This window comes from Leptothoe kymatousa TAU-MAC 1615 (genome assembly GCF_018739865.1).
GTDB lineage: Bacteria > Cyanobacteriota > Cyanobacteriia > Phormidesmidales > Phormidesmidaceae > Leptothoe > Leptothoe kymatousa.
Window position 1 is genome coordinate 147,797 of sequence record NZ_JADOER010000007.1, and the last position, 13,817, is coordinate 161,613.

The window sequence follows — 13,817 nt, forward strand, 5'->3', positions numbered from 1 at the left end:
CTAAAACGGCACATCTGGCCCCGGCTCAGACGACGGGGTTTTAGATGGGTTTGCCTCTGCCTCATCATCGAGATTGACAATTTGCCCATTAAAAAACTGCGCAAAACTTTTCACACTACGATCCAAATCGGTCTCGGATTTCCACGTTGGAGCCGCTGACGCATCTATAGCAGGTGGCGCCGAGGGAGACGGTGGTGGAGCAGATGGGGAGGCCGCTGGAGCAGCCGCCACAGGTCGAGAATGATTAACGGGTGGTGGAGCAGGTGAAGACACCGATGTAGGCGGCGGGCTGGGCGGCGGCGGGCTGGGCGGAGCCGACGGCCTTCTTTGTGGAGGTGCCGGAGGAGACGAAGGGGCCGACAAGGAGGGAGACGGGGCAGGCTCTTTGTTAGCGGCTGCTACCACCATAGTCACCCGCAATCGATGGCCAAAGACTTTCTCAAACGCCGTTTCCACATTACTCAAACGATCCTGAGCCATGCGCATCAGCTTATCGTTGGTGATCCCCACCCGGGCCTCCACACCATCGCAGGCCATCAACTGACCATGCTGACGCATCAAGACCTGGGTACCCATCGGGGTAAGCTGGGCCACGATCTTGGCCCAAATATCATCCAAACTGCCCATGGCCGGGGCATTATCGGCAGTGGGTATTTTAGAGGGGGCCGCACTTTCGGGGCGCGCACTTTCAAGGGCCGCACTTTCGGGGCGCGCACTTTCGGGGCGCGCACTTTCGGGGCGCGCACTGCCGCTCGCAGCGCTGCTTAACGACTCCGGCTGGGCAGCGGCACTCTGGGAGGATACCGGAGGAGGGCTCGGTTCAACCGCTGGCAATGGAGTGTCGGTGGAGGGAGTGGCCACCGGCTTTACGGGTGTTGCCCCAACCGGTTCGCTGGGACTAGCCTGAGGTTGTTGCTGTTGAGCCTGGGTATTAGCGCTGGCAGACGTTTTTGCCGGCACATGAGCGACAGTCGGCAATGGAGGTGCCGCCGCCGCGACAGATAATGGCGGCGGCGATACTGGTTTTGCGCCGACGGGAGCGCTGGGTTGAGCCGACGGCAGTAACCCCATCAGGGTAATTTCTAACCACAGTCGGGGCTGGGTTGTGTTTTTAACTTGAACCTCGGTGCTCCGCAAATGTTGCTGGCTCGACAACAACAGGGGAAGCGGTACATCTCGGGCAAAGGTCACCATTTCAGACCAGATCGAGGGGGTAATGGCAACAAGATCACGCCGATCGGCCGCTGTTTTTGCAATCAACAAATCACGATAGAACGCCACGAGACTTTGTAAAACCATCAGGGGTTCTCTCCCCCGATCCATCAGCTGGCGGACTAAGACCAACACCTGGGTGCCATCATCGGCGGCAATCGCCTGCACTAAGGCCAATAAATCTCGCTCGGAAACAGCACCGACTAGGTCCCAAACCGCTTCAATGGAGATCTCTCCTGCTAATAACCCGAGCTGGTCGAGCAAACTCTCCGCATCTCGCAACCCGCCCTGGGAGAGCTGCGCCACTAGCTGAAGAGCGTCGGCAGAGATGGCAATAGATTCTTGTTGTGCAATATAGTCCAAATGCTGGACCATAGAGTCTAGGGGAATACGGCGAAAATCGAACCGCTGACAACGAGAGATAATGGTGGGTAACACCCGCTGGGGATCGGTGGTGGCTAGGACAAAAACAACATGGGGTGGCGGTTCTTCTAAGGTTTTCAGCAGGGCATTAAAGGCTGCCGTACTCAACATATGTACTTCATCGAGCACATATAGTTTGTAACGACACTGGACGGGAGCAAATTGGGCTCGTTCAATGAGTTCACGAATATTGTCGACACCCGTGTTGCTGGCGGCGTCAATTTCAACAATATCTAACGAAGCTCCCACCGTAATTTCGCGACACACCTGGCATTGGCCACAGGGGTCGGGGGTGGGGCCCTCACTTTTGAGGCAGTTAATCGACTTGGCTAAAATGCGCGCGCTAGAGGTTTTACCGGTACCCCGGGGACCACAGAATAAGTAGGCTGGTGCAATGCGATTTTGCTGGAGCGCATTGGAAAGTGTGGTTGCGATCGCAGTTTGCCCCACCAATTGGGAAAAGGTTTGGGGACGATACTTATGGTGTAAAGGTTCGTAGGCCATGGATACTATGCCCTACTTTGGACTAAAAAATATACAGACGCGGGAGCAGCCAGAAACACGGGCCATGCTTTATATAATTAACCAATCAAAGCTTCACTGATTATAGAACTATAAAAGCAATAGCGAACTTCAGCCTACGGCCATGATGTTAGTTGTCAGCCATGCGCCTTGCAACCGCTTCAGTAGATTTGGCCAGCGCTTAAACCGCTTACACAAACGCACTTCATTGCCCTCAGAAGACCAATGCACTTGGTCGAAGATCTGATGCAAAATAAACAGGCCCCGACCACAATCATGGGTAGCGTCGCCATCATCGGCCTCAGGACAGACGCCACAGGCTCGGGGTACGTCAAACCCCTGGCCCTGATCGGTGATTATCCACCAATAGGTGCCGCGCGTCGACGCATATTGCACAGAAATTTGCTTACCAGGATCCAAGCTATTACCATGCTTTGCCGCGTTAACCAGAGCCTCTTGCAGGCCTAAACGCAACTCGTCATGCATCTCCAAGGGAGCATGTTCCAACAACGTATCAATAATCGGACATAAGTACAGTGTGGAAGCGAAACTGAGCCTATCCCATTTCACTCCTGTGGATGATGTCATCACACTAACCATGAAGTCATTCCCAAAACCGAACTAATCGCTATATGTGACAGACCTATAGCTAACAGGGGGCAAATATCGAAAGAAACTAATTAAACCAACTGCACAAGTTCTTAAAAAGCTTATTTTTTAAAGAGAAACAAATTTGATACGGATTACAGGGAATCAAACATATATCTTGTTTTACTAATATATCAGATATGCAATAACTCCAGTCCAAAAACAGGAAAACTATTGCGCCAAACGCTAATTTTGTAATTTTCCTACATGCAACAAAACTAGTTTTGCCTTTATCCTTTTTTCCAAAGTCATTCATACTATCTACATAAATCGATCTTCGGAACCATTGGCAACAAGCGTTACATAGCAGGCATAACGGCCTAAAACACAAAGAAATTCAGGAGTTTAAGCCATGGGCCCACAGTATTTTTGGATTGTTGCTAATAGTTCAAAAATACTGTGGCTAAAAAATCTAAATCTTGATAATAGAAAGCAGCTAAATCCCTGAAAATAGAGGATAAAATCCTATTTTCAGACACTCCCAAGCCATAAATTCAACCATAAAGTCGTTCTACCTTTAGAATTTCCTTATCTCAACTTTTAGCGCCAATATTTTTCTCGCAATAGACGCACAAAAGAGCAGATCCAGCCTACTATCTGGGCTATCAGACATTAGTTCTATCGCACTTAATTACGTACTCTTGCAGTTGCCACTTGCAACAAAGTCTGCATACTGACCAACACTTAATTTTTTCTATCAAGAGCATAGTGAGACTCCACGCCCCTAGAGAGTCAGCCCACCAGCCAGTTAAGAACGCATTAAGGGAGTCTGCGCAATAATGTCCTCGCCTGCCTAGGGGCCCAGGCAGGCGAGGCTAGTGAGCGGTGGTAATGCGCACTCACTATACCCGATGGTTGTTTATGCAAACTGCGATGGCTTATTTGGACACACATCCCTAACTGAGGGACCGTTGAGCTGCATCCGAGACAATTTCAGATGAATCTTGGGCTAACGCTGCCAGGGTAGGCTGCACCTGATCCTGATGGGTCGTTTGGACATAATTGCCCAACGCTTGCGCTAAACGATGGCGCACTTGCCAATCTTCGTGGCTAGCAAATGGCAATAATAGCGGAACAGCACGCGGGTCTTGCAGCTCACCCAGGGCGCCAATTGCGGTGAGAGAGACCAAACTGTTATCTGATTTCAGGGCTTTTTGCAACAAATCAAACCCGCGCTCCACACCTAGTTCACCTAAGCAGGCAACAATACTCATTTGGACAATCCACTCGGAGGAACTTTCATAGACCGTGGCCAGGTCATCATAGGCCTCAGTCAATTTCAGCGCACTAATGGAGTCGGCGGCGGCGGCTTGCACATCGGCCTCTGGATCGTGATAGAGCGAGTTCTTTAAAATAGTTAGGGCAGTTTGTGGATCTTGAGACCCTAAGGAAGAAAACTGACTAATGGCGGCATAGCGCACACGAGAGCTCTCATCGCTCACAACGGTTTGAATCAATTCAAACGCGATGGCGGGCTCAATGTCTCGAAGTAGGTTGACTGCGCGTAAACGTGCGCCTAAATCCTCAGATGCTAGCTGCTGTTTAATTTGCTCTACAGAAGTGGCCATGGAATCTATCCAAGATGCGACATTGCAATCAACACCTGTCAGTTTAGCCGGGTGTTGACCATCTCTAAACTGTGGCTGCTGGCTTGGCAAAATTCTGAGGGATACCTAGCCCAGCCAGCAGCCCAACCACCTTAATTAGCCATATTGCTTAGCGAGTTCACGGACAATATCCCCACGGGTCAAAATCCCGATCACGTGGCGGTCGTCGTCCACCACCAGCAAGCGACGAATTTGCTTGTCATGCATGAGGTGAGCGGCCCGCTGCAAATCGTCGTCGGCCTGCACCAGGGTGACCTTGCGAGACATCACATCGGCCACGGTCTGCCCCAAGGCCTTATGGAGTTCTTGGCTATAGCGGGCTGGGTTGGTGAGGTACACCACACTATCTAAGAGCATGACGTAAGCTGGCAGCGAGGCACCGCTGACTTGCCACATCAGGTCTGTTTCAGAGATCTCACCCACGGCTTCCCCCGCATCGTCTACCACGGGCAACCCGCTGATGCGGTGGGATGCCATTAGTTGAATAGCATCCCGTAGGGGCATATCTGGCTTGGCCGTAAACGGTGGGGAGGTCATCATATCGCCCACGGTTTTGGTTGCCGTTGTCGTTAAAACTCTTCTACTGGCCATGGCATAGCCTCTGGAGGAACGTTAGGTACTGGTTAAACCGAGTCCAAGTTAGAACCTAACGTTTCTCATGCAGAAAAACTCCTGTTCTGGAGCATGGACAAGATCTATAACCATTGTAGAAAGCCTTTCTCGGGAAAAGGCGACTGGTTAAAAGGTCGTTACATAGAGATATATAGTTGCAACAAAATATATAGACTCGGCTGCCCCTGGATTGGGTATGCTATAGGCACCTTTGAGCGGTAACAACGTCCAGAGACAACAACACTGTAGGGGGTTAGAACTATGGGGGGTGAGCCCCCTGGTTAGATGTAGCTAAGACGTTACTGCCGCCCTTACCCCACTCCACCCATTCCAAACGACAAATATGTTTAAGTTTTTCCGACTAGCCATGGCCTTGCCATGGTAGATGCCGTATCTAACACCTCTCTGCCCCCACAATCAGCGCTTGCACAAGACAGACAACCCCTAACGCTAGGAAACCTCTGGAATATTAGCTTTGGCTTCCTGGGAATTCAGTTTGGCTGGGGGCTGCAAATGGCCAATGGCAGCGCAATTTTTGAGTCGTTGGGTGCCACGCCCCACCAACTGCCGTTGCTGTGGTTGGCAGCGCCCATGAGTGGGTTACTGATTCAACCGGTTGTCGGCTATTGGAGCGATCGCACCCACACACCCCTGGGTCGCCGCCGTCCTTATTTCTTAGTTGGGGCAATTTTTAGCTCTATCGCCTTGGTGTTGCTGCCCAACGCCCCCACCCTGTGGATAGCCGCTGGGTTGCTGTGGCTGCTAGACGCATCCGCCAATGTCAGCATGACGCCCTTTCGCTCCTTTGTGGCGGATCAGGTGGCCGACCAGCAGCAAACCCAAGGATTTATTGTCCAGAGCCTCCTGTGTGGGTTGGGGGCGGTGCTGGCCTCAGCCATGCCCTGGGTGATCGCCCACTGGGTCAGCCCCATGGACGTGGAACGATCTGGCGTGGTGCCCCTGTCGATCAAGCTGGCGTTTTATTTGGGGGCTGCCGTCTTTTTGGGGACCGTATTGTGGACGGTGGCCACCACCACCGAAACGGTAGAGGCGGTGCCAGTCTCTGAAAACGACAACATGGTGGAGCAAATTTGGGGTGCGATCGCAACCATGCCCCCCACCATGCGCCATTTGGCCTGGGTGCAGTGCTTTAGCTGGCTGGGGATATTTTGCATGTTTCTATATTTGCCCCCGGCCATCGCCCACCACATTTTTGGAGCGGTACCAGGCACGCCGCTCTATGCTAAAAGCATTGAATGGTCGGGACTGTGTTTAGCGGTGGACAATTTAGTTTGTTGTGTGGCTGCGGTGGGTCTGTACACGGTGGTAGAAAAACTGGGGGAACGGCACACCCACAGCCTAAGTTTGTTGTGTGGGGCGGTGGGGCTGATTGCCATCCACTGGATCCATCGGCCAGAATTGTTATTGTTGCCCATGGTGGGGGTGGGAATTGCGATCGCGAGTATGCACTCCCTGCCCTATGCCCTGTTGTCCAAATCCATCCCAGCAGAACAGAACTGTCTTTACATGGGCATTTTCAACTGTTTTATTGTGTTACCCGAGATTGTTGCCTCCCTAGGGTTGGGCTGGGCAATGACCTGCATGGGCTGCGATCGGTTGAGCATTGTTGTCCTAGGCGGATGTTCCATGGCCGTTGCCGCAATCCTTGCCCAGGGGATTCCCATGGAAGAGAAACTATGATCAAAAAGGGTGGGCCGTGCCCACCCTCCTAGGGGTGGCTAAATCAGCAACAGCTAACTCTTCAAGAACGCCACTAGCTCCTCCAGTTTGTCCCAAGCCGCGCCACTGGCAATAATCTCTTTTGCCTGGACCACACCATAGGACCACGCTTCTTCCACCGTGTCGCCAATGACGGAACCACCCACCTGCAACGCTAGGGCCGCATTTAGGGCAACCGCCTCTTGCTGGGCCTGGGTGCCCTTCCCCTGGAGCACATTGCGCAGAATGGTCATATTTTCCTCCAGTTCGCCGCCGCGCAGGGCCGACACATCGGCCTTGGCCAGTCCCATACTTTGAGGGTCGAGCACCTTAGGCACCACTTTGCCATTAGACAGCACAGCCAGGTCCGTTACATCGCCCAAACCGGCTTCATCTAGCCCTTCACGACCGTGCAGCACAATGGCCTGGCCCATACCCAACTGGTTCAGGGCTTCGGCCATGGTAGAAATCACCGACGGGTCAAACACGCCAATAACCTGCCCCGTGGGGCGTAGGGGGTTCACCAATGGCCCGAGCAAATTAAATACGGTGCGAATTTTAAGGGTGCCACGGATGGGAGCCACCGCTTTCATCGCCGGGTGCCAGCCCCGGGCAAACAGAAATGTGACGCCGACTTCTTTAACCGCGGCTTTTGCTTTTTCCGGTGGTGCACTGAGGTTAACGCCCAAACCTTCTAGCACGTCGGCAGACCCCACCTTGCTCGATGCGGAACGGTTGCCATGCTTAACCACTGGAATGCCGGCCGCCGCTGCCACAAAGGTGACGGCGGTGGAAATATTAAAGGTGGACGCACCATCACCGCCGGTCCCGCAGGTGTCGATGCGGGGGGTGGGCAATGAGTCATCGGCATCCATGCCGCCCAGGGACTGCCCCTGCAACACTCGGGCCATCCCCGCTAGCTCATCTGCGGAAAAGCCTTTGGACTGGAGTGCGGCGAGGATAGCGCCGGACATAATGGGATCTACAGATTCGGTCAACCAGCCCTGCATCAGCGATTCTGCTTGATCGACGGTGAGGGATTGTTTATCGATGAGCTGCTGTAGCAGGCTAGACCAGTTGGTTGTCATTGCTATAGGCGTTTAGGACTTCAGTCAATAACGCTACTACAGATGGAATTCAAAAGGCGATGGTGTAGGGCAAATTTAAGAATGGTGAATCGTGAGCGATCGCACAGGCCAGGACCACCCCGTCCACCTTTAAATAAACAAGCGTTCGATTTGCACCTTAATGCCGGGCATGGTCACGGGGGTAAGGGTCCCGGATATGAATTTTTCCACTGAAGTGTAGGTGCCTTCCCTAGGCTGGCGATGAACCCAAAGTTGTTTGGCGGCAATATCGACCACCCAATAGTCTTGGATCTGTTCTCGGGCATAGAGATTAGCCTTTTCGCCTAAATCGTAGGTCAGGGTGGAGTTGGAAACTTCAATCAGCCAGTGGATATCGGCTGGGCCAGGGTGTTGGGCATCGTAACGGGACTCGGGGGGGTGGACAATGGCGATGTCGGGTTCAGGTTCGCCATCGTTGGGTAGGGTGACGGGGGCAGCGGCAAACACAACCGCCTGTTCACCTAATAGGGCCTCTAGGTATTTAACACCACGGCGGTAGGTGGCCCGGTGGATAGGCAGCTCTGGTGCCATGTCTACGATTTGTCCATTAATAAGTTCTACACGTCGCCCCGCCAGCAGGCCACTGGCAATCATGTGGTGATAATCAGTAACTGTCCATCGAGTTAGAGTTTTGGACATAAAAAGTCAGGAGAATAGAAGCCTCTCAATCAAGATCATTTTACAAAATTGAAGCGTGCCCCGAATAGATCGACGATGGGTACTTCTATTTAGCCTAAAAATCGCTATCTTAGGGGCGTACCGTTGAGCATTTGCCCATGACCTCTGGCAGTCAGCCCCCCAGCCCAGAAAGTAAATTTGTAGCACGGTTAATCAACACAATCATTCGCATCACACCCGTGGGAGGTAGTGGCTGGATATTAGTGCATTTTGCCCTGACCCAAGAATGGATAAAAGCCATATTGATGTTTCCGGTTTTGGTAGCCACAGGCTTTTTCGCCCATTACACCGAAGGGTTTATTGTTGCCTCGAATGAAAAAGCAGGGGCCATGGGCAAACGGCACAATGACAATTTGGCCACATGGCTGGGACGACAAAACAGACGGTTGCAATGGGCCTTTGCAAAAACCGACCAAAAATTTGCCCGCCAACAGGCGGTGACCTGCCGCGACTACAAAGCAGAAGGCATCGCCGATGCCAGATTTAACAAAATCCCTCAGCTAGAAGAGGTGTATGTTCCCCTGGGGTTAAACAGTCGGGTAGAGCCCTCGGACCTGATGGCAGGTTTTGCCAAAGGCGCCCCCCAAGCAACAGAAGACACCACCTCCATTTGGGACCTGTTGCAACAAACCAAGAAAATCCCGGCCTATCGTCGCCTGGTGATTTTAGCCAGGGGTGGCTATGGCAAAACCACATTGTTGCGACACATCGCCTATCGCTATGGCATGGCCCCCGGTCGGCTGTGCCGAGCAAAGCAAGTACCCCGACTGGTGCCCATTTTGATCTATCTGCGAGACTGGCGCGATGCCATGGCCAGGGAAGATGCGCCGGATCTGGCAACGCTGATTACTCAGCTTTCCAGTAGCAAAAAATTTCAGCTAGATCGAGACTGGGCCGAGCGACTGCTGCGCCAAAACAAGGCCCTAGTGATGATCGACGGCTTTGACGAAGTGGCCACAGACCAATGTGAGCCAGTCAGTGCCTGGATCAATCGAGCCGTGGGCACCTATGGCGAAACCGCACTGTTTCTGCTCACCTCGCGCCCGGCGGGCTACGACCGCTACAGCTATAGCCAAAGCTGGACGGCAGTCTCTGTCAAACCTTTTGATGAGGACCAGCGCAATCTATTTATCAATCGGTGGTATACGTGCCAAGAAACCCAGGCGCGCCCCGGGCGGCCGCCAGAGGACATCAAAGAACTGGCCCAGCAGGCGGCCCAGGGCTTGATTGACCAAATTGAGCAGCGCTCGGAACTATCAGAGATGACCGATAACCCACTGTTGCTGTGCATGGTGGCGGCATTTTATCGGTCCCGGCCGGGGCGCAAGCTGCCGCTGAATCGGCTCAAGCTTTACCAGGGCTTTTGCCAAATGCTATTGGAAGATCGGCCCGACTATAAGGGCATTGACATGGCCCTACCCGCCGATGAAGCCCAAGCGGTATTGCAGGGGGTGGCCTGGGAAATGGTGAAACAGGCAAAAATTGAACTGCCGAGCCCAGAGCTACACAAGCAGGTGCAACGACTCCTGGCCAGGGAAACAGACGTGGCCGTGGCCCCCAAAACGTTCATTACCGAAGTCGAAGAGATTAGCGAACTGTTTGTGCGGCGGCTATCGGCGGACGAGGTGGAATTTGCCCATCGCAGTTTTCAAGAATATCTGGCGGCGCGGGAGGTGAAGAAACAGGGCTGTGAACATGAGCTGCTAAACCTGGGGGAAGACTGGGAAGAGGTGGCGGTGCTCTATGCCGGACTGGTGAAGAACCCCAGCAGTTTGATTGAGGCGTTGGTCCAAAAGGGTGGGCAGAAGGCGCTGGACCTGGCCTATCGCTGCTGGCTAGAGAACCATGCCAGGGTGCCCGATGCGGTGTTTGCTCTGCTGATGGAGCAGAGCTACCAGCTTTTAGAGGGCTATATGGTGGCTGGGGAGTGGCAAAAGGCGGATCAGTATACCTATCGGGTAATGTGCCAGGTGCTGAAAAAATCTGTCGGTAGCGGGTTTAGCCCCAAAGAATTGCTCTCCTTTCCCTGCAAGGATTTAAAGCGGATAGATGGATTGTGGGTAAACCACAGCCGGGGCAAGTTTGGATTTAGCGTACAAAAGGAAATTTGGGTGCAGTGTGGCGGTAAGCTAGACGGAAAGTGGGATTTTGAAATCTATAAAAAGCTAGGTGTAAATGTTGGCTGGTGTGATTTTGACGTTAATTGGTACAAATATGGGGATTTATCATTCGAAGTTACGGACAACACACCTGTAGGCCATCTCCCGATTTGTGGGGGTTGGAAGGTGGTTGTTATTGTGGTTTTCTCGCATCCAGACTTGTGAGCTGTGAAGATCAAGGATTTCAAAAAGTTCCCCACTAATTTTTTCAGGAGCTGAAACCCTTGATCTACCGTTACCCCTTAGATCCGTTACCTGGCACCTGATACCGGATCAGCACCCGGTTTTCTGTTCGCATTTACAAACTTTGCAGCCACCCGATCCACATCGCTGGGTTCTGGCATTGGCTCCGTCCATAGGGGCTGCTGCCCTGGGCTAGTTTTCTTGGTTTTACCTTTTTGGTATGTCTTTTTAGGGGTAACATTCTTTAGCAATTTACTGCCCCAGCGGGGCTTTGGCTCTGCTTTAGGTTTAGGCCGATAGCTGCGGCAAAACCGATGATACGCATCGGCACATTCTTCCAGAGTGGCCCCCAGCTCTAAAAAGGCGGGATGCCATTCGGTGAGGCCATCATCCGTCAACCGATGGTAGCTGCCGTAATTGCTAAAGTCATAGAAAAATCCACGCTGAATATTAGCCGCTTTTGGGTTGGCATGGATATAGCGAATAGTATTCAGAGCACGACGAAAATCATCCATGGCAAAACTCGTACTGTGATATCGCTTTTCCCAAAAGTGCCCGGTGCGACCTAGCATTTGGTTAAAACACATGGCGGTATACCAATTTAGCCAGTGCATAATTTTGGGCAATTCCCGAGGGTATTTGGGGGCCAACAAATAGTGAATATGGTTGCTCATAATGCACAGGGCATAGAGACTAAACCGATATTTTTGTTGACACTGCTGAATGGCATAGAGCAACACTGCTCGACATTCTCGACGAGTAAGACGAAATTCCCGATTGTTGCAACGCATTGTAATGTGATGACAACGGTTGGGTAGAAAACAACGTAGTGCCCGAGGCATAGAAAAATAGAGAAAAACAACCTCCCCATTAATGCCAGACAACAATGATTTTCTCGCTGAGCACCATGGGACTAAAAACAAGTTTTCAGACCATCGCTATTGAAAAAGGGCTGGCACCAGGCACAACCCCTACAGAGTTTCCATTTACCTACTCAGCAATCACTTAGGACTGAGAATTTCACCATGTACCGATTTATCCCCTCCCAAGAGGGGAAAAGAGATCCCACGTTGCTTCAATTGAAATGGAATTTATTAAATTCTGCTTCCTTAGCCGCGCCTAGGCGTCTGCATGAAAATAATCTACCTCTTTGAGACATGTTCGAGGTGTGCTGTCCCCCTTACGTTGGCGAAGCCTGCCCTTCGGGCTTAGGGGGACTTACAGGGGGTTATCGACAGTTAGCGCTATCGGTCCAGACCCCTCCGCCTACGGAACCTCCCCTTCGTAAGGGGAGGAGGTTCTACGACATATTCTGTGATGGGGATTTTATTTATGTGCATTCCCCCCTACGGCGCATACACTTTACCTGGAGAATGATCGGCCTTAATTTCAATCACCAGGTCCACCAGGTCCGAACGCTGGGTCAACGGTGTAATAAATAATTCCGGATGCAACGACCGCCAAAAATATTCCACAAATTCATCGATGTCCGCATCCGACATGCCCTGCTTACCCTGGGCAATCATCTGATGTTCAGCCTGTTTGCGCCACTGCTTACTTAAGCGATAGTCAGGCAGATATAGCACCATCAACCGATCCAAATAGTCCCAAAGGGGCAAATAGGCCTGGAGCAGATTGTTCATATCCTGGGCAAAGATGCGGTCTGCCTCCGTCTGAATCGGATGCGGGGCCTCTAACAACAACCCATCAGCCACAGGTCGAGCACCCACAAACCAACCTTCAAACAGAACAAAATCAATTTTGCCTTCAACAATTTCAGACAAAATTCTATCCCCTTCCCCTTGCCAAAGAGATTTATCAAACCGAGGAATATGGACAGACTGAGAAGAGTCTCGCGTAATCAGATTTTGCAACGTTTTTATACCGAGGTCCACATCGTGGGTGCCCGGCGGACCTCGCCAAATTAACCGAGGATCGACAGCGCGCAATTGGGTACGCTCGGCATAGGTTTTATACAGATCGTCAATCGACAAACTGACCGTACGATAGCCCAAATGACTCAAAATCAGCGTCAAGGCGGCAGACAATGTGGTCTTACCAGCTCCCTGACCACCTAACACCCCCTGAATGAGGGGACGCTGCAGCCCTTGCTTGCAACGCACCAATTGCAACGACAGCGGCATCCAAATTTCCCACAGGATTTTGACTAGGGCATGGGGTGAAAACGATTTACCAAAGCGCTTTAGGCAAGGTGGATACACCGCGTTGAGGAGCCGAGTACTTTTTTCGACGTAGTCTTCAATATTTTGATCGACAATCCCAAAAGCGCTGGCTCGTTGAGGACTGTCTAAAAGGGAATCAATTAATATCTGTTTATCTAAACCGTCGGCAGCACCAGACGTTACCCAATCAAGTAGGATTTCAGGAACAGGTTTAATAACGGTAGAGTTTGAATTCTTCGTGATCATACTTAGGAGCTGTCAAGAAACTACTTCACGGGTTAAGCCTGAAAAGCTTGTTAAGTCATGATTTAGATGCGCAGGGTCGTGATTTTAATTTTTCACCAGCCCTGAGCCCATGGATAGTCGTCACAATAATTTTCTGGCATAGCCATACCCGATTGACAGCATCTATTTTCTGCAAAACGTGGAATACAACATTTTGCAGGGGACATTATGCCGCACCAAGACAACTGCCTTTTGGATGGTGAATCACCCTTGGGCCGTTGTTCAGTTAAGGAATGACTAGATTTAAAGGAAGGTAACTGACCGGAACCTGATAGATACAATTATCCCGAGGTTCAGAACAGGCACGTGAGTAATGGACGAGTAACCACTACGTCCAACAGACTTTATTTTGACACAACTTTCTCGCTGTCTTGGGGCCATACCCCTATAAGTAGTTCGGCAAAAATAGTTACAGCATTTAAGCGAAAAAGAGCGATTCTAATAGAATCGTGATTCTGC

General features: G+C 51.6%; 10 protein-coding genes. 2 read left to right on the top strand and 8 right to left on the bottom strand.

Features of this window, described 5'->3' with window-relative positions:
- The 4 genes from IXB28_RS09220 to IXB28_RS09235 form a co-directional block, all read right to left on the bottom strand.
- Positions 1–2,139: a DNA polymerase III subunit gamma/tau gene (locus IXB28_RS09220; RefSeq protein WP_215618281.1), complete on the bottom strand. Its 2,139-nt coding sequence runs from the start codon at positions 2,137–2,139 to the stop codon at positions 1–3.
- Positions 2,140–2,268: 129 nt separating this feature from the next.
- Positions 2,269–2,757: an ATP-binding protein gene (locus tag IXB28_RS09225; protein ID WP_215618282.1), complete on the bottom strand. Its 489-nt coding sequence runs from the start codon at positions 2,755–2,757 to the stop codon at positions 2,269–2,271.
- Between the two features lie 944 nt (positions 2,758–3,701).
- Complete coding sequence (gene nblB / locus IXB28_RS09230) at positions 3,702–4,373, bottom strand: phycobilisome degradation protein NblB (protein WP_215618283.1); 672 nt, start codon at positions 4,371–4,373, stop codon at positions 3,702–3,704.
- 135 nt (positions 4,374–4,508) lie between these two features.
- A complete protein-coding gene (locus IXB28_RS09235) occupies positions 4,509–5,003 on the bottom strand; it encodes a CBS domain-containing protein (RefSeq protein WP_215618284.1) in 495 nt (164 codons plus the stop codon).
- Between the two features lie 399 nt (positions 5,004–5,402).
- Between IXB28_RS09235 and IXB28_RS09240 the strand changes: the two genes are divergently transcribed.
- A complete protein-coding gene (locus tag IXB28_RS09240) occupies positions 5,403–6,725 on the top strand; it encodes an MFS transporter (RefSeq protein ID WP_215618285.1) in 1,323 nt (440 codons plus the stop codon).
- Between the two features lie 53 nt (positions 6,726–6,778).
- Here IXB28_RS09240 and trpD read toward each other — a convergent pair whose 3' ends face one another.
- The gene (gene trpD, locus IXB28_RS09245; protein WP_215618286.1) at positions 6,779–7,831 is read right to left on the bottom strand and encodes an anthranilate phosphoribosyltransferase; all 1,053 of its coding nucleotides are present in this window, start codon (positions 7,829–7,831) and stop codon (positions 6,779–6,781) included.
- A gap of 129 nt (positions 7,832–7,960) precedes the next feature.
- Positions 7,961–8,509: a Uma2 family endonuclease gene (locus tag IXB28_RS09250; RefSeq protein WP_215618287.1), complete on the bottom strand. Its 549-nt coding sequence runs from the start codon at positions 8,507–8,509 to the stop codon at positions 7,961–7,963.
- 137 nt (positions 8,510–8,646) lie between these two features.
- Here IXB28_RS09250 and IXB28_RS09255 point away from each other — a divergent pair, with 137 nt between their 5' ends.
- Positions 8,647–10,872: a GUN4 domain-containing protein gene (locus IXB28_RS09255; protein WP_215618288.1), complete on the top strand. Its 2,226-nt coding sequence runs from the start codon at positions 8,647–8,649 to the stop codon at positions 10,870–10,872.
- An 86-nt stretch (positions 10,873–10,958) separates the two neighbouring features.
- Here the strand turns inward: IXB28_RS09255 and IXB28_RS09260 are convergent, their stop codons facing one another.
- Both IXB28_RS09260 and IXB28_RS09265 read right to left on the bottom strand, forming a co-directional pair.
- Entirely contained in the window at positions 10,959–11,732 is a 774-nt protein-coding gene (locus IXB28_RS09260; RefSeq protein ID WP_215618289.1) for a transposase, read from the bottom strand.
- 504 nt (positions 11,733–12,236) lie between these two features.
- The gene (locus tag IXB28_RS09265) at positions 12,237–13,319 is read right to left on the bottom strand and encodes a glycerate kinase (protein ID WP_215618290.1); all 1,083 of its coding nucleotides are present in this window, start codon (positions 13,317–13,319) and stop codon (positions 12,237–12,239) included.
- Between the last annotated feature and the right edge of the window lie 498 nt (positions 13,320–13,817).

What these genes read in the sequence shown, in the direction of transcription:
- trpD (WP_215618286.1), bottom strand. Translation starts at nt 7,831, where the DNA reads ATGACAACCAACTGGTCTAGCCTGCTACAGCAGCTCATCGATAAACAA.
- nblB (WP_215618283.1), bottom strand. Translation starts at nt 4,373, where the DNA reads ATGGCCACTTCTGTAGAGCAAATTAAACAGCAGCTAGCATCTGAGGAT.
- IXB28_RS09235 (WP_215618284.1), bottom strand. Translation starts at nt 5,003, where the DNA reads ATGGCCAGTAGAAGAGTTTTAACGACAACGGCAACCAAAACCGTGGGC.
- IXB28_RS09250 (WP_215618287.1), bottom strand. Translation starts at nt 8,509, where the DNA reads ATGTCCAAAACTCTAACTCGATGGACAGTTACTGATTATCACCACATG.
- IXB28_RS09220 (WP_215618281.1), bottom strand. Translation starts at nt 2,139, where the DNA reads ATGGCCTACGAACCTTTACACCATAAGTATCGTCCCCAAACCTTTTCC.
- IXB28_RS09265 (WP_215618290.1), bottom strand. Translation starts at nt 13,319, where the DNA reads ATGATCACGAAGAATTCAAACTCTACCGTTATTAAACCTGTTCCTGAA.
- IXB28_RS09225 (WP_215618282.1), bottom strand. Translation starts at nt 2,757, where the DNA reads ATGGTTAGTGTGATGACATCATCCACAGGAGTGAAATGGGATAGGCTC.
- IXB28_RS09260 (WP_215618289.1), bottom strand. Translation starts at nt 11,732, where the DNA reads ATGCCTCGGGCACTACGTTGTTTTCTACCCAACCGTTGTCATCACATT.
- IXB28_RS09255 (WP_215618288.1), top strand. Translation starts at nt 8,647, where the DNA reads ATGACCTCTGGCAGTCAGCCCCCCAGCCCAGAAAGTAAATTTGTAGCA.
- IXB28_RS09240 (WP_215618285.1), top strand. Translation starts at nt 5,403, where the DNA reads ATGGTAGATGCCGTATCTAACACCTCTCTGCCCCCACAATCAGCGCTT.